This window comes from Delftia sp. WY8, assembly GCF_018437695.1.
GTDB lineage: Bacteria > Pseudomonadota > Gammaproteobacteria > Burkholderiales > Burkholderiaceae_C > Comamonas > Comamonas tsuruhatensis.
On the sequence record NZ_CP049795.1, the window covers coordinates 2,889,739 to 2,911,256 of the forward strand.

The window sequence follows — 21,518 nt, forward strand, 5'->3', positions numbered from 1 at the left end:
TTCAGGCATGGGCGGCTGCGCCGGCCTCGGCTTCGTCGTCGAGCCAATCTATGCGGCGCATCTTGCGCACCAGGACGAACTCGTCGCGGTTGGTGCCGATGGTTCCGTAGTAGTTGAAGCCGTAGCTGTACTGCGCGTAGCCGCCGATCATGTGGGTGGGCTTGAGCACGATGCGCGTGACCGAGTTGTGGATGCCGCCGCGCGTGCCGGTGATCTCCGAGCCCGGCGTGTTGATGGTCTTCTCCTGCGCGTGGTACATCATCACCATGCCCGGCTTGACGCGCTGGCTGACCACGGCCCGCGCCGCGATGGCGCCGTTGGCGTTGTACAGCTCCACCCAGTCGTTGTCGGCGATGCCGGCGCTCTTGGCGTCGTCCTCGCTGAGCCAGACGATGGGGCCGCCACGCGCCAGCGTGAGCATCATCAGGTTGTCGCCATAGGTGGAGTGAATGCCCCACTTCTGGTGCGGCGTGATGAAGTTCAGCGCGATCTCGGGGTGGCCGTTGGGCTTTTGGCCCTGCACTTCCTGCAGCGCCTTCATGTGCACGGGCGGGCGGTAGCTGACGAAGCCTTCGCCGAAGTCGCGCATCCACGGATGGTCCTGGTAGAACTGCTGGCGGCCGGTGAGGGTGCGCCATGGGATCAGCTCATGCACGTTGGTGTAGCAGGCGTTGTAGCTGACCTTCTCGCTTTCCAGGCCCGACCAGGTGGGCGAGCTGATGATCTTGCGCGGCTGGGCCTGGATGTCGCGAAAGCGGATCTTCTCGTCCTCGCGGTGCAGGGCCAGGTGGGCGTGTTCGCGCCCCGTCTGCTTCGACAGCGCCTCCCAGGCCTTGACGGCCACGTGGCCGTTGGTCTCGGGCGCCAGCATCATCACCACCTCGGTGGCGTCGATGTCGGTGACGATGCGCGGGCGGCCCTGGCTCACGCCTTCCTCGCGCACCAGGCCGTTGAGCTCGCCCAGTTGCTCCACCTCGGTCTCGGTGTTCCAGCCGATGCCCTTGCCGCCGTTGCCCAGCCTGTCCATCAGCGGGCCCAGGGCCGTGAAGCGCTTGTAGAGGTTGGGATAGTCGCGCTCGACCACGGCAATCTGCGGCGCGGTCTTGCCGGGGATCAGGGCGCACTCGCCCTTCTTCCAGTCGCGCACGCCATCGGGCTGGGCCAGCTCGGCGGGGGTGTCGTGCATCAGCGGCGTGAGCACCACGTCCTTTTCCACGCCCAGGTGGCCCACGCAGACCTCGCTGAAGGACTTGGCGAAGCCCTTGTAGATCTCCCAGTCGCTCCTGGCCTGCCAGGCCGGGTCCACGGCCGCCGACAGCGGATGGATGAAGGGGTGCATGTCGCTGGTGTTGAGGTCGTTCTTCTCATACCAGGTGGCCGTGGGCAGGACGATGTCCGAGTACAGGCAGGTGGTGCTCATGCGGAAGTCCAGCGTGACCAGCAGGTCCAGCTTGCCCTCGGGCGCCTTGTCGTGCCAGCGCACTTCCTGCGGCTTGGCCGAATGGCCGGCGCCGGGCCGCCCCAAGCCGGCCGCCCCCTGGGGGGAGGCGCGCAGCGCATCGGGGGGGTCTTGTTCTCCAAGGTCTTTTCCTTGCACGCCATGGGTGGTGCCCAGCAGGTGCTTGAGGAAGTACTCGTGGCCCTTGCCCGAGCTGCCCAGGATGTTGGAGCGCCACACGAACATGTTGCGCGGCCAGTTGGCCGGGTGGTCGGGGTCCTCGCAGCTCATGGACAGCGAGCCGTCCTGCAGGGACTGCACCACGTGGTCCTTCACGTCCAGGCCCTGGGCCTGGGCGTCGCGCACCAGCTGCAGCGGGTTGGCCTGCAGCTGCGGCGCACTGGGCAGCCAGCCCATGCGCTCGGCGCGCACGTTGTAGTCGATCATGGCGCCGCCGTACTGGCTGCGGTCGGCCAGCGGGGACAGCACCTCTTCCACGCCCAGCTTCTCATAGCGCCACTGGTCGGTGTGGGCGTAGAAGAAGCTGGTGGAGTTCATCTGGCGCGGCGGGCGCAGCCAGTCCAGCGCAAAGGCCAGCGCGGTCCAGCCGGTCTGCGGGCGCAGCTTTTCCTGGCCCACGTAGTGCGCCCAGCCGCCGCCGCTCTGGCCTATGCAGCCGCACAGCATCAGCATGTTGATGATGCCGCGGTAGTTCATGTCGCAGTGGTACCAATGGTTCATGGCCGCGCCGATGATGACCATGGACTTGCCGCGCGTCTTCTCGGCGTTGTCGGCGAACTGGCGCGCAATGGCGATCACCTGGTCACGCGGCACGCCGGTGATCTTTTCCTGCCAGGCCGGGGTGTAGGGCGCATCGGCGTCATAGCCGCCATCAGCGCCCTCGCCTTCCAGACCGCGGTGGATGCCGTAGTTGCCCGCCAGCAGGTCGAACACGGTGGCCACGATGGCCTCCTCGCCGTCCAGCACCATGCGCGAGACGGGCACGCGGCGCAGAAGCACATCCGTGCCCTGCTCGTTGGCGTCGAAGCCCGGCGACTGCAGGCCGCCGAAGTAGGGGAAGGCCACGTCGGCCACTTCACTGTCCACGCCCTGGCCGTCCAGCACCGAGAGCTTGAGCTGCACGTCGTTGCCCGTGCGCGCCTCCTTGGATTCGAGGTTCCACAGGCCCTCGTCGGCGCGGCCGGCCTCGCCCCAGCGAAAGCCGATGGAGCCGTTGGGCAGGGCCACGCCGCCGTCCTCGCCGTAGGCCACGGTCTTCCACTCGGGGTTGCTGTCCTGGCCCAGGTGGCCGTCGAAGTCGCTGGCGCGCACATAGCGCTCGGGAACCAGGGCCGTGCGGCCGTCGGGCAGTTGCTGGCGCTTGAGGCGGATCAGCAGCGGCAGGTCGGTGTAGCGGCGCGCATAGTCCTCGAAATAGGCCGGGCGGCCGCGCTCGCCGAAGTAGAACTCCTTGAGGATGACGTGGCCCATGGCCATGGCCACGGCCGCGTCCGTGCCCTGCTTGGGGTGCATCCACAGGTCGGCCAGCTTGGCGACCTCGGAGTAGTCGGGCGTGACGGCCACGACCTTGGCGCCCTTGTAGCGGACCTCGGTGAAGAAGTGGGCGTCGGGGGTGCGCGTCTGGGGCACGTTGGAGCCCCAGGCGATGATGAAGTTGGAGTTGTACCAGTCGGCGCTCTCCGGCACGTCGGTCTGCTCGCCCCAGGTCTGGGGGCTGGCCGGCGGCAGGTCGCAGTACCAGTCGTAGAAGCTCATGCACACGCCGCCGATCAGGCTCAGGTAGCGGCTGCCTGCGGCATACGAGATCATGGACATGGCCGGAATCGGCGAGAAGCCGATGATGCGGTCCGGCCCGTGCTTCTTGATGGTGTAGACGTTGGCCGCCGCGATCATGCGGTTGACCTCGTCCCAGCTGCTGCGCACGAAGCCGCCCAGGCCGCGCTGCTTTTGCCACTCGCTGCGCGCATCCTCGTTCTCGACGATGGCGGCCCAGGCATCGACCGGGCTCCTGGCCACGGCCAGGGCAGCGCGCCAGTGCTTGAGCAGCCGGCCGCGCACCATGGGGTATTTGACGCGGTTGGCGCTGTACAGATACCAGCTGTAGCTGGCTCCGCGCGCGCAGCCGCGCGGCTCGTGGTTGGGCAGGTCGGCGCGCGTGCGCGGGTAGTCGGTCTGCTGGGTCTCCCAGGTCACGATGCCGCCCTTGACGTAGATCTTCCACGAGCACGAGCCCGTGCAGTTCACGCCGTGCGTGGAGCGCACCACCTTGTCATGCGCCCAGCGGTCGCGGTAGGCGTCTTCCCAGGTGCGGTCCTCGCCCGTCACCTGGCCATGGCCGTTGGAGAATTCCTGCCGGGGCAGGGAGAAGTAGGAAAGCTTGTCCAGAAAATGGCTCATCGCGGGACTCCTTGTTGTTCGTTGCGGTGCGTTGCTGTTCGGTGCAGTAGTGCTTGCAGCCCAGGGCTCAGCAGGGCATCTCGGCGTTCCTGCGCGCGTAGTACCACCAGGTCACGCCCACGCACAGCACATAGAAGGCGGCAAACACCCACAGCGCCAGCTCGGGCCCGCCCGTGGCGGCGATGGAGCTGCCGTAGCTCTTGGGGATGAAGAAGCCGCCGTAGGCTCCCAGCGCGCCCGCAAAGCCCAGGGCGGCCGCGCCTTCGGTATTGCCCTCCTTGAGGGCATGGGCCTGCGCTTGCTCGCTGGGATGGGCGCCCAGTTCGCTCTGCTTGAGCGCCAGGAAAATCGCCGGGATCATGCTGAAGGTCGATCCGTTGCCGATGCCCGTGGTCAGGAACAGCACCAGGAACATCAGGAAGAAGCCCATGAAGCTGCCCTCGGCGGGACCGAAGCCCAGCGCGTAGCCGCCGCTGCCCTTGGGCAGGAAATACAGCACGCCCACCACGGCCACGGCCATGACGAGGAAGTTCCAGAACGTCACGCGCGCGCCGCCCGCCTTGTCGGCCAGCCAGCCGCCAAAGGGCCGCGACAGCGCGCCCAGCAGCGGGCCCAGCCAGGCATAGGCCAGCGGATTGACCGCCGGGAACTGGCTCTTGATCAGCAGCGGAAAGCCGGCGGCAAAGCCGATGAACGAGCCGAAGGTGCCCAGGTACAGCAGGCACATCACCCAGTTGTGCTTGCGCCGGAAGATGGCGGCCTGGGCCGCGAAGCTGGCCTTGGCGTCGGCGATGTCATTCATGCCGAACCAGGCGGCCAGCGAGGCGATGGCGATCCACGGCACCCAGATGAAGGCCGCGTTCTGCGCCCAGACCCGGGTGGTCTCGCCGGCCTTGGTGATGGTCTGCGCATCGCCGCCGAAGACGCCGAAGATGCCGGCCGTGATCACCAGCGGGCTCAGGAACTGCACCACCGACACGCCCAGGTTGCCCAGGCCCGCGTTCACGCCCAGGGCCGAGCCCTTGCGCTCCTTGGGAAAGAAGAAGCTGATGTTGGCCATGCTGGAGCTGAAGTTGCCCCCGCCCAGGCCGCACAGCAGGGCCAGGATCAGCATGGTCGGATAGCCGGTGCTGGCGTCCTGCACGGCGTAGCCGATGCCGATGGCCGGGATCAGCAGCGAGGCCGTGGACAGCGCCGTCCAGCGGCGCCCGCCCATCAGCGGCACCATGAAGGAATAGAAGATGCGCAGCGTGGCGCCCGACAGCGCGGGCGCCGCCGCCAGCCAGAACAGCTGGTTGGTGGAGTAGGTGAAGCCCAGCGCGGGCAGGTTCACGGCCACCACGCTCCAGACCTGCCAGATGGCAAAGGCCAGGAACAGGGCGGGCACCGAGATCCAGAGGTTGATCCTGGCGATGGCCTCGCCCTCGCGCTCCCAGAACTGCCTGTCCTCGGGGCGCCAGAGGGTCAGCACGCTGCCGGGGCGGCTGCGCGCGGATGCCTTTGCGGCGGTCTTGGTGTTCGCATGCATGTGCAACTCCTGCGGTTCAGCGCGCGGCCGGCTGCACATCGCTGTGGCCGCCGTGGCTGTTGAGCACGTCGGTGCGGCGCACCTCGGTGAAATACATCCAGATCAGCGACACCCAGACCACGCCGTACAGCAGCATGAAGGCGCTGGAGCGGATGCCCGTCCAGTCCAGCAGCACACCGAACAGGATGGGCAGGATGAAGCCGCCCAGGCCGCCGGCCAGGCCCACGATGCCGCTGATGGCGCCGATGTTTCCGGGGTAGTCGTCGCTGATGTACTTGAAGACGCTGGCCTTGCCGAAGGCCATGGCAATGCCCAGCACGAACATCAGCGCGGTGAAGGCATAGACGTTCAGGCCCAGGTGAAAGCGGGTGCTGCCCTCGGTGGTGAGCACCGTGAAGTCGGTCTGCGGATAGGACAGCAGGAACAGGCAGATCCAGCACACCCACAGCACCCACCAGGTCACGCTGTGCGCGCCGTACTTGTCCGACAGCCAGCCGCCGATGGCGCGCAGCACGCCGCCCGGCAGAGAAAAGCAGGCCGCCAGCAGGGCCGCCACGCGGATGTCCAGGCCGTACTCGCCCACGTAGTACTGCACCATCCACAGGCTCAGCGCCACATAGCCGCCGAAGACGATGCTGTAGTACTGGCAGTACTTGAGCACGCGCGGGTCCTTGAGCGCCTTCAACTGGTCGCTGAAGCGCACGTTGCTGGGCACCAGGTGGGCCGGGTCGCTGTGGCTGAACAGCCAGAACAGCACCAGCGCGCCCAGCATGATGGCCGCATAGGCATGCGGCACGGCGGCCCAGCCGAAGGCCACCAGGATCACCGGCGCCACGAACTTGTTGACCGCCGCGCCCGAGTTGCCCGCGCCGTAGATGCCCATGGCCATGCCCTGGCGCTCCTTGGGAAACCAGCGCGCCACATAGGGCGTGCCCACCGAGAACGAGCCGCCCGCCAGGCCCACGAACAGGCCGATGGTCAGGAAGTGCCAGTACTCGGTGGCATAGCCCATCACCCAGATCGCGGGCACGGTGACGGCCATCAGCACCGCCATCACGATGCGCCCGCCGAAGCGGTCGGTCCAGATGCCCAGCGGCACGCGCACCAGCGAGCCCGTGAGCACGGGCATGGCCGTGAGCAGGCCGAACTGCGTGGCGTTCAGATCCAGCATCTTCTTGATGGGGATGCCGATGATGCCGAACATCATCCAGACCATGAAGCAGACCGTGAAGGCCAGGGTGCTGACGGCCAGGACCGACCAGGCCTGGCGGTCGTGGCGTGTGCCTGTGCCTGTGCTGGTGCTCTTTCGGGGGTCGCCCTGTGCGGTGGGCGCTGTGTTTGCCATTTTGTTTTCCTCGTGGGGGCTATGGCTTGCATGGTCCCGCGCGAGGGCTGCGCCGCACATCCGCCAGCCGTACGCTCGGACAAGGCGGAAGAACTAGGAGCGCGCAGGCGGGCCTAGTTCCAAAGAACTATCGAGGACAAAAAAGCTTGACGCAGATCAGGAGCGGCGGCCGAAGACCGATTTCGGGCTGCGCCCGTAGAACCGCGTGAACGCGGCACTGAAGTTCGACGGATGGGCATAGCCCACCTGCCAGCCGGCCTGGGCGACCTGGCAGCCGGTCTCCAGCAACGCCCAGGCGCGGCGCATGCGCAGCTCCAGCAGCAGGGCCTGGGGCGTGGTGCCGAAGACCGCGCGAAAGCCCTGCTTGAGCCGGTGCTCGCCCAGGCCCACGGCGGCGCTCAGGTAGGCCAGGGTCAGCGCGCGGTCCATCTGGGTGGACAGCAGTTCGCGCGCCTGCTCCAGCCGGGCCAGTTCGTCGGCCGACCAGCGCGGTGCCGCCCTGGCCGGCTGCGGCGCAGGCGCGAGATGCCGCAGCTCCAGCGCGGCCAGGCTCAGCATGGCGATGTGGCGGTCCAGCGCATCGGTGGGCTGGTGCCCGGGCGGCTGGGCCAGGCGCCGCGCCAGCGCCAGGCTGGCCGGCAGGCTGGCACGGTGGTCCAAGGGCCGCACGCCGGCCGCGCCGTCCACCTGCGTCAGCCGCCGCGAAAGCTCGGCCCCCAGGTAGCGGTCCAGCGCTGCACCCGACAGCAGCAGGCGCAGTTGGCGCACGGTCTGGCCTGCCGCATAGCGGCGCTCGCCCTGGCTGCCGCGAAAGGCTGCCAGCGTGGTCTGCCCTGCGCCGAAGCGCAGCGCCGCGCCCGTGCGCGCCACAAAGCCCGATTGCCCGGCCAGCCCCAGCGTGATGACCAGGGTGCGGCCCTGGTCCGAGGCATCGGCCTGCACGCTGTCCTCCACCAGGTCGCGCAGCGGGCAGTAGTGCGAGCGCGCCAGCACGATGCCGTCGCCCAGCGTGAAGCGCTCCGCATGGCAGTCGCCCAGCTCGGCGGGCAGGGCATGCCGCGTCCAGCCCGGTGCACAGGGCTGGGGCAAGGCAAGCGAGGAAGGGATGCGGGAGGTCATGGGAGAGGAATGGATGCGCGCTTCGCATAGGAAATGCTCCGGCGCGCATACGTTTTCAAATGATAGCGATTCTCATCTTCCCTAGCATCGGTCTCCAACGAGATTCCCTTTTGGAGAGGACGAGAAAACCATGGCATTCCCCCTTCGCTGGCCGGCCGCGCTGGCCCTGGCCCCCTTCACGGTGGCGGCCCAGGGCCAGGCGCCCGAAGCCACCCTGCCCGAGATCACGGTCACGGTGAACAAGCAGGCCGAGAGCCTGGACGCCGTGCCCGCCAGCGTCTCCGTCTTCGACGGCGCGGCGCTGGAGGCGGCCGGCGTGCGCGGGCTGGACGCGCTGTCCGCCCAGGTGCCGGGCTTTGTGTTCCAGGCCTTCGGCCAGTCGGGCGTGCAGCCGCCCGTGATGCGCGGGCTGACGGCCAACTTCGTGTCGTTCTCCTCGTCCACGCTGCTGCTGGTCGATGGCGTGCCCACGCTGATGGCCCAGGGCTTCGAGCACAACCTGCAGGGCGTGGACCGCGTGGAGGTGCTGCGCGGCCCGCAATCGACCTTGTACGGCCGCAATGCCGAAGCGGGCGTGGTCAGCATCGTCACGCGCCAGCCCGGCGACACGCCCTATGCATCGATCAGCGCCGAGGCCGGCAACCACGGCCAGCGCGCGGGCAGCTTCGAGCTGGGCCGCGCCCTGGTGCCGGGCCAGCTCTACATCGGCCTGTCGGGCGAGTGGCGCGCGCAGGACGGTTTCATACGCCAGCAGGCGACGGGAGCGCGCGTGGACGACCGCGAGCGCGCCAACGGCCGCCTGGCCCTGCGCTGGACGCCCACGGCCGAGACCGAGGCCACGCTGCGCTACGCCCAGCAGCGCTGGGACGACGGCGCCGCGCAATGGGGCAGCATTGCCGCGCCACGCGCCACGGTGAACTCGGGCACGGACAGCTGGAACCGCTCGCGCGGGCAGACGCTGTCGCTCGATGTCTCGCACCGCTTTGCCTCGGGCCTGCGGCTGCGCTCCATCGCCGCGCGCAATGTCTTCGACGACCGCGTGCTGCAGGACACGGACTTCCAGCGCGCCGACCTGCTCCACGTGCGGCGCGACTACCGCCTGGCCACGACCTCGCAGGAACTGCGCCTGGAGGGCGAGGCCGCGGGCCTGTGGAACGCGCGCTGGCTGGCCGGCCTGTACCTGGACCGCGACGACCATGACCTGCGCTACGAGCAAAAGCTGCCCGCCGCGCTGATGCGGCCCACGGCCGGACTCAAGGGCAGCACGGCGGCGCTGTTCACGCACTGGACCGTCCCGCTGTCCGAGCGCTGGACGCTGGCGGCCGGCGCGCGCGCGGAGCGCAACCGCGTGGAACTGGCCCCCGTGGGCGCGGCGGCGCGCAGCGACGACTGGTCGCGCTTGAGCCCCAAGCTCTCGCTGCAATACCAGTGGTCGCCCCAGGGCCAGGTCTACACCAGCCTCAGCGAGGGCTACCGCGCGGGCGGCTTCAACGTGTTCTCTCCGGCCATGGGCTATGCGGCCTACGAGCCAGAGACCGTGCGCGCCTGGGAGATCGGCACCAAGGGCCGGCTGCTGGGGCAGCGCCTGCGCTATGCGGCCTCGGTCTACACCCAGCAGGTGCGCGACATGCAGGTGCAGCAGATGGGCCTGCCGGGCGTGGTCTACATCACCAATGCGGCGCGGGCGCGCTCCAGGGGTGCGGACTTCGAGCTGGGCTATGTGTTCGGCGGCGGCTGGCAACTGCAGACCGCCCTGGGCCTGAACCGCACGCGCTTCGGCAGCTTCCGCGACGGCGCCGCCGTCTACGACGGCCACCGCAACCCGTTTGCGCCCGACATGACGGCCCATGTGGCGCTGCGCTACGACGCGCCCGGCCGCTGGTGGGCGCAGGCCGCCGTGCAGGGCACGGGCAAGGTCTACCTGGACGCCGCCAACGCCTACCGCCGCCCCGGCTACGGGCTGCTCAACCTGTCGGCCGGCTATGCCCAGGCGTCCTGGGAAATCGCCGCCTACCTGCGCAATGCCGCCAACCGCCGCTATGACGCCGTGGGCTACCTCAACGGCCAGGTCGTGGTCTACAGCCCGCCGCGCGAGTTCGGCGTGCGGCTGACCTGGCGCATGTGACTCCCTTTCGTGAAAAGGACCTTCCGATGAATACACCCCGCTGTGAATCCCCTACCCACGCCCCCTCCCACGCCCTGCAGCCGCTGTGGGACCTGGCCGCCGCCCAGGTGCAGGCCGAGGCCCTGGTGCTGGCGCTCGAATCGGGCGCCCTGGACCGGCTGGCCACGCCCCAGACGCCGGCCGAGCTGGCCCAGGCCCAGGGCTGGAACGAGGCCAATACCTCCCACTGGCTGGAATTGCTGTGGAGCATGGGCCTCCTGCGGCGCGGCCGGCACGAGCCCGTGAGCTACCTGCTGGCCACCGACGCGCTGCGCTACCTGCACAGCGCATCGCCCGAGTCCTGCGGCGCGGCCTGGCTGTTCCGCCTGCGCTCGCTGCGCCACTCCGCCACGCTGCTGCGCGGCCTGGTCGAGCACGGCCCTGCCGGGGACGGCTCGGCCTGCAGCGCCCCCTTGGCCACGGGCAATGCCGAAGGCTGGGCCGCCGCCGCGCGCGCCCAGATCGGCCAGGAGCAGCGTGCCGTCAGCGTGCCTGCTGCGCTGAACCTGCTGCAGCAGGTTCCCGAGGCAGGCGCCGCGCGCCGCATGCTGGACCTGGGCAGCGGCCCCGGCTGGATCGCGCTGGCCCTGCTGCGCCGGCAGCCCGCGCTGCAGGCCAGCGTCTTCGACTGGCCCGAGGCCGTGGCCGTGGCGGCGGACAACGCCCGCCAGTCCCGCCTGTCCGACCGCTTCACCGCCCTGGGCGGCAATCTGGCCACGGACAGCATAGGCAGCGGCTACGACCTGGTCTGGTGCTCGTCCGTGCTGCACTTCGTGCCCGATGCGGCAGCCGTGGTCGCCAAGGTGTTCGACGCGCTGGCGCCCGGCGGCGTCTTCGTCTGCGCCCATGCCGAGGTGGATGAGACGCCCGAAGCCGCCCTGCGCACCCTGCCCTACTACCTGCCCATGCGCCTGCTGGGCCGCAGCGTGACGCGGCGCGGCGAGCTGCAGGCGCTGCTGGCGCAGGCGGGTTTCGAGCGCATAGAACGCATCGAGTCGCGCGAGTTTCCGATGGCGCCGCTGGCCGTGCTCGTGGCGCGCAAGGCCGCGCCATGAAGGCCGCAGCTCCCCGCCCTGTCTGGCTGCTCCAGGCACTTTTCGGCTGGCTGCACCTGGCGCTCACCGCGCCCAGCGTCTACCTCTGGCTGGGCCTGCCCCTGGTCATGCGCCAGCATGGCTGGTCGGGCACGGCCATCGGCCTGTTCCAGCTGGCGGGGCTGCCCGCGCTGATCAAGTTCGCGCTGGCCGCGCCCGTGGAAGCGCGCAGCGCGAACGGCCAGCCGCGCTACCGCGCCTGGGCGCTGGCCCTGTGCCTGGCCTATGCGGCCGTGCTGCTAGCCCTGGGCTGGCAGCAGTTGCTGGCCGAGCGCCTGTGGCTGTTCGGCCTGGCCTTCGCGGCCGCGCTGGCCGCCACCTGGGCCGACATTCCCGTCAGCGCCCTGGCCATCCGCCTGCTGCCCGCGTCCGAGCGCATGCGCGCCGGGGGCGTGCGCGCAGCGGCGCTGTCGCTGGGCGCCATCGTGGGCGGCGGGATGATGCTGCTCATGCAGGCGAAATGGGGCTGGCGCGCGCCCTTCCTGTGCCTGGCCGGCGCACTGGCGCTGGGCGCCCTGCTGCTGGCCTGGGTGGTGCGCCATGAGCCGGGGGATGCGCCCTCGCCCCTGCTGCTGCCTGTGCCCAAAGCTGGACTGGCCGCCATGGTCCGCGGCTATCGCGCCCAGCCCGGCGCCTGGCGCTGGACCCTGGTGCTGGTCAGCTACTTCCCCTTCATCGGCGCGGCCTGGTTCTACCTCAAGCCGCTGATGCTGGACCACGGCTTCGCGCCCGCCCAGGCCGCCCTGCTGGCCGGCATGGGCGGCGGCGTGGTGGCTGCGCTGGCGGGCGCGGCCTCGCCCCTGCTCACGCGCCGCCTGGGCACCCGGCGCGCCCTGCCCCTGTATGCGGGCTGCAACGTGGCGGCGCTGGCGCTGCTGGCGGCCGTCATCGCAGCCGGCGCCCCGGCCCCGGGCCTGATCGCGGCCGTGGCCTGCGTGGCAGCAGCCATGGGCGCCTCCTCGGCCTGCGTCTTCGGACTGATGATGCAATTCGCCCGCCCGCGCTGGCAGGCCTTCGACTACGGCCTGCAGGCCAGCCTGTTCGCCGCCAGCCGCATGCTGGTGCCGCTGGCCGCCGGCGTGGCGCTGGACGCCATGGGCGCGGCAGCCATGCTCACCGGGCTGACCGTAGCGGCCGCGCTGGCCTGGGTGTGGGCGCTGCGGTGTGCGGGGGATGGGTGGGCTTCAGCCACGGCGTAGCCCGCTAATCCCGCTGCCGCTCCGACGCATACACCGCCGCCTGCACGCGCGAGCTCAGGCCCAGCTTGCGCAGGATGTGTTGCACATGGATCTTGACCGTGGTCTCGGCAATGTCCAGCGTGCGGGCGATTTCCTTGTTGCTGGCGCCTCGGGCGATCTGGACCAGCACCTCTTCCTCGCGCGGGGACAGCGGCGAGGCCGGGGCCTCGTCCGGCTCGGGCGCCTGGGGCTCGGGCGCGCCCTGGGACTGGAAGGCGGCCACCAGCTTGCCCATCATCTCGGGGCTGACCACGGGCTCGCCGCGCGCGGCGCGGCGCAGGGCTTCGGACAGCAGGTCGCCGTCGATGGTCTTGAGCAGATAGCCCTGGGCGCCGTTGCGCAGCGCGGCCGCCAGGTCCTGGCCGTCCTCGCTCACGGTGAGCATGACGACGCGGCTGCCGGGCGATGCGGCCCGCAGGCCCGCGATGGCATCGACGCCCAGCACGCCGGGCAGGTGGTTGTCCAGCAGGATGACCTGGGGCGCCAGCGCGGGTACCAGGCGCAGGGCCTCGCCCGCGTCGCCGGCCTCGCCGACCACGCGCAGGCCTGCGTCCTGGGCGATGAGGGCGATCAGGCCGCGGCGGAACAGCGTGTGGTCGTCGATGACGAAGACGGAGATGGGGCTGGAGAAGGACATGGGGCGGCTTTTTTCTTCCGGGAGCGTGTCACGCGTTCGAGGGGAGGGCCTGCGCCGGCGCCCCGGCCGAGGCCGACGGCGGCAGCTCGATCAGCACGCGCGTGCCCTCGCCGGGGCGGGAGTGGACATGGACCAGCGCCTGGGCCAGCAGGGCGCGCTCGCGCATGATGCCCAGGCCCACATGCAGCGAGTCCGGCGCCACGTCGGCGGGGACGAAGCCGCAGCCGTCGTCGCTGACCTCGAAGCGCCAGGGGTGGCGCCCCACGCGCAGCTGCACATGCCTGGCACCCGCGTGCTTGCGCACGTTGGACAGCGCCTCCTGCACCATGTGCAGCACCTGGATCTGCACATCGGGCGCCAGCGGCAGGCCCTGGCCCGTCATGCTCAGCGAGGTGGCAATGCCCGTCTGGTGCTCGAACTTGGACAGCGTGGCGCGCAGCGCGGCCTCGATGTCCTCGGCGCTGGTGCGCGTGCGGAAATGCACCAGCAGCTCGCGCACGTCGGCATAGCATTCGCGCACGCCCACTTCCAGCTCGCCCAGGCTGCGGTCGCGCGCCTCGTCGCGGCCCTTGGCCACGGCGTCGCGCAGCAGCTGGGTCTGGATCTTGAGAAAGGCCAGCGACTGGGCAATGGAGTCATGCAGCTCGCGCGCGATCAGGCCGCGCTCCTCGGCCACGGCGGCTTCGCGCTCCAGCGCCGTGGCGCGCAGGCTTTCCATGGCGCTGGCCAGGTGGCGCGCCATGGCGGACAGCAGGTCGCGCATGTCGTCCGTGAGCACCACGGTGGAGCGAAAGAACAGGTTGACCTCGCCCAGCAGGCGCTGCTGCAGTTGCACGGGGATGCTGACCACGGTCTCGAAGCCGGCCTCGCGGCAGTGGGGCAGCTGCAGGTCGCTGGCCTGGGTGATGGGGATCACGCGCAGCCGCGCCTGCTCGCGCGGCTGGCCGCACAGGCAGGCGCCCGTGTGCAGGCAGTGCTCCTGCACCGACATGGACTGGGGCAGGCCGTCGCCGGCCAGCAGCACGTAGCGCTCGTTGGCCTCGTCGGACCAGCGCACCGTGGCCGCATCGGCCTGGGCTGCCACACGGATCTGGCGCACGAACCCTTCGGCCAGGGCCTGGAGGCTGGCCGCCTCGGAGGCCTGCACGCTGACCGCGTACAGCGCCTGCAGCTGCTGGTGCTGCACGTTGAGGCTGGCGGTCTTCTCGCGCACCTTGTCCTCCAGCTCGGCGTGAGAGCTTTGCAGCGACTGGGCCATGAGGTTGAAGCCGGCCGCCAGCTGGCCGAACTCGTCGTCCACCTCCACGTTCATGCGCGTGTCCAGGTGTCCGCGCCGCATGCGCTCCAGCGCCGAGCGCAGCTGGCCCACGGGATGCAGCACCAGCCAGTAGCTGGTGGCCATGAAACTCACGGCCGCGATGATGGCCAGCGCCATCAGACACATCTGAAACAGGTGCAGGATGGCCGTCCAGCGCGAGAGCCGGTCTTCGATGGCTTCGACAAAGCCGTCCACCTCGCGCACGAAGGCATCGGCGCTGCCCATGATGGCCTGCGCATCGACATGGTCCTCGGCCTGCCACTGCGTGCGCAGCGCACTCCAGTCGCCGCGTATGCGCTCGTAGCGCGCGCTGACCGCATCGCTCCAGGGCACGAACAGCGGCCGCGACATGTCGCCGCTGCGCAGCAGGTCCAGGCTGGCGTCGAACTGCCGTGCGCGCTCCTGCCACTGCGCTGGCGCCTCGTTCTGGCGCGCCATGGCCATGCGCACCATGCTCATGCGCAGCCGCCCGGCCTCGTTCACGGCGGCCGCGCCGCCCTCCAGCTGCCAGGCCACCCACAGCGTGAAGCCGATCGATGCCACGGCCGCCAGCAGGCAGGCCGCGCCCATGAGCAGCAGCTTGGTCGAAAGCGAGGGCTTGCCATGCATGGTCGCACTGTAGCCACGGCGCATTTGCGCGTCTTGACCTGAATCAAGCGTCACCCGTTTGCGCCGTGCCCCCGCCCCGATTCCTAGGATCCTTTCAACTGCCCCCAATGCCCACAGGGCCTATGGGGGCCCCGGGCAAGGCCAGTGTTTAGCATGGGGCCATGCAAGTCCGCTCCATCCCCCGCCCCTTCATCCGCACCCCGCGCCTTGCCGGCCTGGCAGCGGCCGCATGGCTGGCGGCAGCCCTTGCCGGCTGCGCCAGCTCCTCCGCCCCGGCGCGGGACTGGACGCAGCAGTTGCAGCGCTGGTCAGACGCGCCCATCGTGCTGCTGGGCGAGCAGCACGATGCGGCGGCCCACCAGGCCTGGCAACAGGCCACGGTGCAGCAGCTGGCCACGCAGGAGCGCCTGGCCGCGCTGGTGATCGAGATGGCGCCGCGCACGGGCTCCACGGCCAGCCTGGCGCGCGATGCCTCCGAGGACGCTGTGCAGCAGGCCCTGCAATGGCAGGACGCCGCCTGGCCCTGGCCGCGCTACCGCGGCGTGGTCATGGCCGCCGTGCGCGCAGGCGTGCCCGTGCTGGGCGGCAACCTGCCCCGCGCCGACATGAAGCAGGCCATGCGCAACCAGAACCTGGACACCCACCTGCCGCCCGAAGCCTGGCAGCGCCAGCTCGACGCCATCCGCGAAGGCCACTGCGGCCTGCTGCCCGACACCCAGCTGGCGCCCATGGCCCGCATCCAGCTGGCCCGCGACGCCAGCATGGCCGAGGTGGCCAGGGCCGCAGTCAAGCCCGGCAAGACCGTGCTGTTAGTGGCCGGGCGCGGCCACGTGCTGCGCGGCGTGGGCATTCCCACCTGGCTGCCCGAGGCCGCAGGCGCCAAGGTGGCCGTGGCGCAGGCGGGGGAGACATCGGTGGCGCAGGCCTCGGATGTGGATTGGCTGCAGAAGACGGATGCCCTGCCCGCCAAGGACCACTGCGCCGAGCTGCGGGAGAAGTTCAGGAATCCGCCGGCGCCGCGGGCGGATGCGGGTCGGGTGGACTGAGCTTCACCCCTGCACGGCCCACATTCCCTCGTTGCCCGAGACCCACTCGCCGAACGCCTGCGCAGGCATGGGCTTGCTGCACAGATAGCCCTGGAAGAAGTCGCACCCCTTGCCGCGCAGGAATGCCAGCTGCTCGGCCGTCTCCACGCCCTCGGCCAGCACCTTCAGCCCCATGGCATGCCCCAGCGCGATCACCGACCCGCTGATGGCCATGTCGTCGGCGCTGTGCGGGATGTCGCGGATGAAGCCCTGGTCGATCTTGAGCAGGTCCAGCGGGAAGCGCTTGAGGTGGGCCAGCGAGGAATAACCGGTGCCGAAGTCGTCGATGGCCAGCCGCAGGCCCTGGGCGCGCAGACGGCGCATGACGGCCAGGGCCTCCTCGGGGCGCTCGGCCAGGGCGCTTTCGGTGATCTCCAGCTCCAGGCAGTGCGGGGCGAAGCCCGTGGCGGCCAGCGCGTCGGCGGTGGCACCGGCGATGTCGGTCAGCAGGAACTGGTGCAGCGAGACATTGACCGCGATGGTCATCTCCGGCAGGCCCTGATCGCGCCAGCGCTGGCCCTGGGCGCAGGCCTCGCGCAGCACCCACAGGCCCAGCGCGCCGATGACGCCCGAGCTTTCGGCCACGGGGATGAAGCGGGCCGGGGAGATGAGGCCCTCGTCCGGGTCCAGCCAGCGCACCAGGGCCTCGGCGCCCACCAGGCGGCCAGTGGCCAGGTCGATCTGGGGCTGGAAGTACAGGCGCAGGTGGCCCAGGTCTATGGCCTGCCGCAGCCGTGCCTCCATGGCCAGGCGCTCGCGCGCGGCCGAGGTCATGTCTTCCTCGAAGAAGCACCAGGCACGGCCGCTGCGCGACTTGGCGCCGTAGACGGCCGCATGCGCGCCCTGCAGCAGGTCCTGGGCATTGCCGGCATGGGAGGGGTACATGCAGATGCCCACGCTGACGCCGGCCATGACGGACAGGCCGTCCGGCGAGCTCCAGGGCTGGCCGGCCGCCGCGATCAGTTGCCGTGCACGGGCGATGGCGTCGCCGCGCTCGCTCATGCCCTTGCACAGCACGGCCAGTTCGTCACCGGCCATGCGACCTATGAGGTCCTGGGGACCCAGGGAATCGTGCACACGGGCGGCGATGTGGCGCAGCACCTGGTCGCCGATGGCGTGGCCGTAGCTGTCGTTGACGTCCTTGAAGCGATCGATGTTCAGCAGCATCACGGCCAGCGTGCCCTGCTCGGCGGCCGCCTCGGCCACGGCGTCTTCCAGCAGCGCTGTGAAGCGCACGCTGTTGGGCAGGCCAGTGAGCATGTCGCGGTGGGCCAGGAATTCGAGCTGGGCCTCGCGCGCCTTCTCGGCCGAGATGTCGGTGAACATGCACACGTAGTGCGTGACCTTGCCCTGTGCGTCCTTGACGGCGCTGAGCGACATGCGCTCGGGAAAGACCTCGCCGTTCTTGCGGCGGTTCCAGATTTCGCCCTGCCAGTGGCCCGTGGCCTGCATGCTGTCCCACATGGCCTCGTAGAAGGCCTTGTCGTGGCGGCCGGACTTGAACATGCGCGGGGTCTTGCCCAGCATCTCCTGCTCGGTATAGCCCAGCAGCCGCGTGAAGGCGCTGTTGACCGAGAGGATGCGGCTGCGCGCATCGGTGACGACCACGCCCTCCATGGTGTTGTCCACCACGGCGGCGGCCAGGCGCTGGCGTTCGTCGGCCTCCCGCCCGGCGGCCATCGCGGCATGGGCGGTGCGCTCTCCACGGCGCATGCGCCACAGCAGCCAGCCGCCGCCCACGGCCGTGACCAGCACCAGGGCCACCGAGGACAGCATGCGCCGCTGCGCTGCCGGCCCGGGCGGTATCTGCAGGTGCGCCAGCAGCCATTCCACGCCCCAGAGCCACAGCAGACCTGCGCACACATACAGGGTCAATGCGCCCCAGAGCGGTATTCGGGGCTGCTCTCCCTGATCTTGCATGTGATTCCTCAGAACGTTCCCAGAACGTGTGACTTGCGCAGGGTCGTGTGCATGCTGCGACAATTGCGCCGCTATGACCCAAGCCTATATTCTTACCCTTTCGTGCCCCGACCGGCTCGGTCTGGTACATGCCGTCTCGGGCTTCCTGCTCGAGCAAGGCGGCAACATCGAAGAGGCCGCGCAGTATAACGACCCGGCCACCGGACTGTTCTTCATGCGCGTGCAATTTGCCTGCAACGGCTGCGATCCCGCGGCTCTGAGGGCGGCCCTGGCCGACCTGGGCGGCCAGTACCAGATGAAGTGGCGCCTGCACACCAAGGCCGAAGCCATGAAGACCGTGCTCATGGTCAGCAAGGAAGGCCACTGCCTCAACGACCTGCTGTTTCGCTGGAAGAGTGGCCTGCTGCCGGTGGACATCCGCGCCATCATCAGCAACCACCGCGAGTTCTACCAGCTGGCGGCCAGCTACAACATTCCCTTCCACCACATCCCCGTCACGGCTGCCACCAAGGCCCAGGCCGAGGCAAAACAGTTCGAGATCATCGAGGCCGAAGGCGCCGAACTCGTGGTGCTGGCGCGCTACATGCAGGTGCTGTCCAACGACCTGTGCACCAAGCTGGCCGGCCGCGCGATCAACATCCACCACAGCTTCCTGCCCAGCTTCAAGGGCGCCAAGCCCTACTACCAGGCCCATGACCGCGGCGTGAAGCTGATCGGCGCCACGGCCCACTATGTGACGGCCGACCTGGACGAAGGCCCGATCATCGAGCAGGACGTGGCCCGCGCCGACCACACCGACACCGTGGAAGACCTCACGGCCCGCGGCCGCGACACCGAGAGCCAGGTGCTGGCCCGCGCCGTCAAGTGGCACAGCGAGCACCGAGTCATCCTCAACGGCCACAAGACCGTGGTCTTCCGCTGAAGCCGGCTCCCGGCCGCCCATGGCGAACGTGACCCTTGCCGCCGGCAGCGGCTTTGCCCCGCCCGGCAGCGGCGCCCGCCGCATCCCGCCCATACAGTGCCTGCTCACTTTCGAGGCGCTGGCGCGGCTGCGCAGCGTGACGCAGACGGCCGAGGAGCTGTGCGTCACGCCCAGCGCCGTCAGCCACCGCGTGCGCCAGCTCGAGCAGATCCTGGGCACGCGGCTGTTCGGCCGCTCGGACTTTTCGCTCACCACCGAAGGCAGCGCCTACCTGTCCCACGTGCGCGAGGGCCTGGGCGCGCTGCAGCGCTTTCCGGGCGAGGTGACGGCGCCGGGCCGCCGCAGGCTCAAGCTGGCGGTCACGCCCACCTTTGCGCGCGTGATCCTGATCCCGCGCCTGCGCCAGTTCACGGAAACCTATCCCGAGATCGACATCGCCCTGCAGGTCTCCATCCCGCTGCTGGACGTGGTGGCCGAGGATGCCGACCTGATGGTGCGCTTCGGCCCCGGCCACTACGCCGACGTGGAGCACATCGAACTGGCGCGCGACGTGGTCACGCCGCTGGCCTCGCCGGCCTTCATCCGCGAGCATGGCCCCTTCGAGCAGCCCCAGGACCTGGAAGGCATGCCCCTGCTGCGCAGCCCGCTGGAGCCCTGGCGCACCTGGTTCGGCGCCACCGGCCTGGACTGGCCCGAGCCGCACGAGGGCTCGCAGTTCAACGACATCGGCCTGATGTGCGATGCGGCCTCGGCCGGCATGGGCATTGCCCTGGTGCGCCACAAGCTGGGCGCACCCTGGATGGACAACGGCACCCTGGTGCGCCTGTTCGACCTGGACACGGCCAGCCCCCATGCCCACTACCTGTGCTGGCGCACCGGCACCATGGACCGCTGGGAATGCGCGGCCTTTGCTGAATGGTTGAAGAGGGCGATGGCCTGCTGAGGCGCCCACAACGGAATTCACGGATTTCGCGGATTTCACGCGCCGTTGCAATAAACATCAGCGCAGTCCCGCTGCACAAAGACGGCGGCATCGCCTAAAGTCAGGCCCCATGACTTCCGCCAGCTCCCCAGCCAGCCCTGCCCCCGGCGCCATGGCGTCGGCCGCCGCCGATGCCGCCCACCAGCAGCCCACGGCCTCCGAACGCGCACGGCGCCAGGCCGAGGTCGTGGCCGCGCTGGCCCGCCATGTGCCCGCGCATGCCCTGCTGTGGAACGCCGAGGACACCACCCCCTATGAATGCGACGGACTCACGGCCTACCGCCAGCGCCCCCTGGTGGTCTGCCTGCCCGAGACCGAGGCCCAGGTCCAGGCCGTGCTGCGCGCCTGCCACGCCATCCAGGTGCCCGTGATCGCACGCGGCGCGGGCACCGGGCTGTCAGGCGGCGCCCTGCCCCATCCCATGGGCGTGACGCTGTCGCTGGCCAAGTTCAACAAGATCCTCCAGGTCGATGCCGCCAGCCGCACGGCCATGGTGCAGTGCGGCGTGCGCAACCTGGCCATCAGCGAGGCTGCCGCGCCCTTCGGCCTGTACTACGCGCCCGATCCCAGCAGCCAGATCGCCTGCACCATCGGCGGCAACGTGGCCGAGAACTCGGGCGGCGTGCACTGCCTCAAGTACGGGCTGACCGTGCACAACGTGCTGAAGGTGCGCGGCTTCACGGTGGAGGGCGAGCCGGTGGAGTTCGGCTCCACGGCGCTGGACACGCCGGGCTTCGACCTGCTGGCCATCCTGGTCGGCAGCGAAGGCATGCTGGCCGTGACCACCGAAGTCACCGTGCGCCTGATCCCCAAGCCCCAGCTGGCGCGCTGCATCATGGCCAGCTTCGACGACGTGCGCAAGGCCGGCGACGCCGTGGCCGCCGTGATCGCGGCCGGCATCATCCCGGCCGGGCTGGAGATGATGGACAAGCCCATGACGGCCGCCGTCGAGGACTTCGTCAAGGCCGGCTACGACCTCACGGCCGAGGCCATCCTGCTGTGCGAGAGCGACGGCACGCCCGAGGAAGTCGAGGAAGAGATCGCCCACATGAGCGAAGTGCTGCGCGGCGCCGGCGCCACGGCCATCACGGTGAGCGAAAGCGAGGCCGAGCGCCTGCGCTTCTGGAGCGGGCGCAAGAACGCCTTTCCCGCCAGCGGGCGCATCAGCCCCGACTACATGTGCATGGACTCCACCATCCCGCGCAAGCGCCTGGCCGACATCCTGCTGGCCATCCAGGAGATGGAAAAGAAATACGGCCTGCGCTGCGCCAACGTCTTCCACGCGGGCGACGGCAACCTGCACCCGCTGATCCTGTTCGATGCCAACGACCCCGACGAGCTGCACCGCTGCGAGCTGTTCGGCGCCGACATCCTGGAGACCAGCGTGGCCATGGGCGGCACGGTCACGGGCGAGCATGGCGTGGGCGTGGAAAAGCTCAACTCCATGTGCACCCAGTTCACCACGGCCGAGAACGACCAGATGTTCGCGCTCAAGGCCGCCTTCGACCCGCAGGCCCTGCTCAACCCCGGCAAGGTGATTCCCACGCTCAACCGCTGTGCCGAATACGGAAAGATGCTGGTGCGCGGCGGCCAGATCTCACACCCGGACCTGCCGAGATTCTGAGGCGTGGTGCAACCGGCGTGGTGCAACGGGCGCGGTGCAACCGGCGACGTGCGGCGTGCAACAGGCGCCGTGCAGTC

Annotated in this window: 14 protein-coding genes; 7 read left to right on the forward strand and 7 right to left on the reverse strand. The window is 69.8% G+C overall.

The genetic code is table 11. The annotated features are described in order from the left end of the window. Nucleotide 1 precedes the first annotated feature (1 nt). The 4 genes from G4D77_RS13335 to G4D77_RS13350 form a co-directional block, all read right to left on the reverse strand. Entirely contained in the window at nucleotides 2-3,856 is a 3,855-nt protein-coding gene (locus G4D77_RS13335; protein ID WP_016446635.1) for a nitrate reductase subunit alpha, read from the reverse strand. Between the two features lie 67 nt (nucleotides 3,857-3,923). Next, nucleotides 3,924-5,384 (reverse strand): MFS transporter, encoded by a 1,461-nt coding sequence (locus G4D77_RS13340; RefSeq protein ID WP_213757968.1) that lies wholly within the window; start codon nucleotides 5,382-5,384, stop codon nucleotides 3,924-3,926. Between the two features lie 16 nt (nucleotides 5,385-5,400). Further along, a complete protein-coding gene (locus tag G4D77_RS13345; RefSeq protein ID WP_154835943.1) occupies nucleotides 5,401-6,729 on the reverse strand; it encodes an MFS transporter in 1,329 nt (442 codons plus the stop codon). 156 nt (nucleotides 6,730-6,885) lie between these two features. Further along, nucleotides 6,886-7,848, reverse strand: a complete 963-nt coding sequence (locus G4D77_RS13350) for a helix-turn-helix transcriptional regulator (protein ID WP_154835945.1) — start codon at nucleotides 7,846-7,848, stop codon at nucleotides 6,886-6,888. Nucleotides 7,849-7,978: 130 nt separating this feature from the next. Here G4D77_RS13350 and G4D77_RS13355 point away from each other — a divergent pair, with 130 nt between their 5' ends. Genes G4D77_RS13355 through G4D77_RS13365 form a run of 3 tightly spaced genes read left to right on the forward strand, consistent with a single transcriptional unit; the run spans nucleotide 7,979 to nucleotide 12,305 of the window. Further along, entirely contained in the window at nucleotides 7,979-9,973 is a 1,995-nt protein-coding gene (locus tag G4D77_RS13355; protein WP_154835947.1) for a TonB-dependent receptor, read from the forward strand. Between the two features lie 26 nt (nucleotides 9,974-9,999). After that, nucleotides 10,000-11,067: a class I SAM-dependent methyltransferase gene (locus G4D77_RS13360; RefSeq protein WP_154835949.1), complete on the forward strand. Its 1,068-nt coding sequence runs from the start codon at nucleotides 10,000-10,002 to the stop codon at nucleotides 11,065-11,067. After that, complete coding sequence (locus tag G4D77_RS13365; RefSeq protein WP_047326289.1) at nucleotides 11,064-12,305, forward strand: MFS transporter; 1,242 nt, start codon at nucleotides 11,064-11,066, stop codon at nucleotides 12,303-12,305. The genes G4D77_RS13360 and G4D77_RS13365 overlap by 4 nt, the downstream gene beginning before the upstream one ends. Nucleotides 12,306-12,309: 4 nt before the next feature. Here the strand turns inward: G4D77_RS13365 and G4D77_RS13370 are convergent, their stop codons facing one another. Beyond that, nucleotides 12,310-12,981: a response regulator gene (locus G4D77_RS13370; protein ID WP_012203037.1), complete on the reverse strand. Its 672-nt coding sequence runs from the start codon at nucleotides 12,979-12,981 to the stop codon at nucleotides 12,310-12,312. Between the two features lie 28 nt (nucleotides 12,982-13,009). Then, nucleotides 13,010-14,908: a type IV pili methyl-accepting chemotaxis transducer N-terminal domain-containing protein gene (locus tag G4D77_RS13375; RefSeq protein WP_154836435.1), complete on the reverse strand. Its 1,899-nt coding sequence runs from the start codon at nucleotides 14,906-14,908 to the stop codon at nucleotides 13,010-13,012. Nucleotides 14,909-15,069: 161 nt separating this feature from the next. On the opposite strand from G4D77_RS13375, the gene G4D77_RS13380 reads away from it, so the two are divergent. Beyond that, nucleotides 15,070-15,954: a ChaN family lipoprotein gene (locus G4D77_RS13380; protein WP_126311217.1), complete on the forward strand. Its 885-nt coding sequence runs from the start codon at nucleotides 15,070-15,072 to the stop codon at nucleotides 15,952-15,954. 3 nt (nucleotides 15,955-15,957) lie between these two features. Here G4D77_RS13380 and G4D77_RS13385 read toward each other — a convergent pair whose 3' ends face one another. Beyond that, nucleotides 15,958-17,913, reverse strand: coding sequence for a putative bifunctional diguanylate cyclase/phosphodiesterase (locus tag G4D77_RS13385; protein WP_016451962.1), 1,956 nt, complete (start codon nucleotides 17,911-17,913; stop codon nucleotides 15,958-15,960). A gap of 73 nt (nucleotides 17,914-17,986) precedes the next feature. Between G4D77_RS13385 and purU the strand changes: the two genes are divergently transcribed. From purU to G4D77_RS13400, 3 genes are all read left to right on the forward strand, one after another. Beyond that, nucleotides 17,987-18,835, forward strand: a complete 849-nt coding sequence (gene purU / locus G4D77_RS13390) for a formyltetrahydrofolate deformylase (RefSeq protein WP_013804418.1) — start codon at nucleotides 17,987-17,989, stop codon at nucleotides 18,833-18,835. A gap of 19 nt (nucleotides 18,836-18,854) precedes the next feature. Then, nucleotides 18,855-19,778 (forward strand): LysR substrate-binding domain-containing protein, encoded by a 924-nt coding sequence (locus G4D77_RS13395; RefSeq protein WP_016451963.1) that lies wholly within the window; start codon nucleotides 18,855-18,857, stop codon nucleotides 19,776-19,778. Between the two features lie 151 nt (nucleotides 19,779-19,929). Further along, nucleotides 19,930-21,441 (forward strand): FAD-linked oxidase C-terminal domain-containing protein, encoded by a 1,512-nt coding sequence (locus tag G4D77_RS13400; protein WP_154836436.1) that lies wholly within the window; start codon nucleotides 19,930-19,932, stop codon nucleotides 21,439-21,441. Nucleotides 21,442-21,518 lie beyond the last annotated feature (77 nt).

Coding starts and splice junctions, on each gene's coding strand:
- G4D77_RS13335 (WP_016446635.1), bottom strand. CDS start 3,856: ATGAGCCATTTTCTGGACAAGCTTTCCTACTTCTCCCTGCCCCGGCAG.
- G4D77_RS13340 (WP_213757968.1), bottom strand. CDS start 5,384: ATGCATGCGAACACCAAGACCGCCGCAAAGGCATCCGCGCGCAGCCGC.
- G4D77_RS13345 (WP_154835943.1), bottom strand. CDS start 6,729: ATGGCAAACACAGCGCCCACCGCACAGGGCGACCCCCGAAAGAGCACC.
- G4D77_RS13350 (WP_154835945.1), bottom strand. CDS start 7,848: ATGACCTCCCGCATCCCTTCCTCGCTTGCCTTGCCCCAGCCCTGTGCA.
- G4D77_RS13355 (WP_154835947.1), top strand. CDS start 7,979: ATGGCATTCCCCCTTCGCTGGCCGGCCGCGCTGGCCCTGGCCCCCTTC.
- G4D77_RS13360 (WP_154835949.1), top strand. CDS start 10,000: ATGAATACACCCCGCTGTGAATCCCCTACCCACGCCCCCTCCCACGCC.
- G4D77_RS13365 (WP_047326289.1), top strand. CDS start 11,064: ATGAAGGCCGCAGCTCCCCGCCCTGTCTGGCTGCTCCAGGCACTTTTC.
- G4D77_RS13370 (WP_012203037.1), bottom strand. CDS start 12,981: ATGTCCTTCTCCAGCCCCATCTCCGTCTTCGTCATCGACGACCACACG.
- G4D77_RS13375 (WP_154836435.1), bottom strand. CDS start 14,908: ATGCATGGCAAGCCCTCGCTTTCGACCAAGCTGCTGCTCATGGGCGCG.
- G4D77_RS13380 (WP_126311217.1), top strand. CDS start 15,070: ATGCAAGTCCGCTCCATCCCCCGCCCCTTCATCCGCACCCCGCGCCTT.
- G4D77_RS13385 (WP_016451962.1), bottom strand. CDS start 17,913: ATGCAAGATCAGGGAGAGCAGCCCCGAATACCGCTCTGGGGCGCATTG.
- purU (WP_013804418.1), top strand. CDS start 17,987: ATGACCCAAGCCTATATTCTTACCCTTTCGTGCCCCGACCGGCTCGGT.
- G4D77_RS13395 (WP_016451963.1), top strand. CDS start 18,855: ATGGCGAACGTGACCCTTGCCGCCGGCAGCGGCTTTGCCCCGCCCGGC.
- G4D77_RS13400 (WP_154836436.1), top strand. CDS start 19,930: ATGGCGTCGGCCGCCGCCGATGCCGCCCACCAGCAGCCCACGGCCTCC.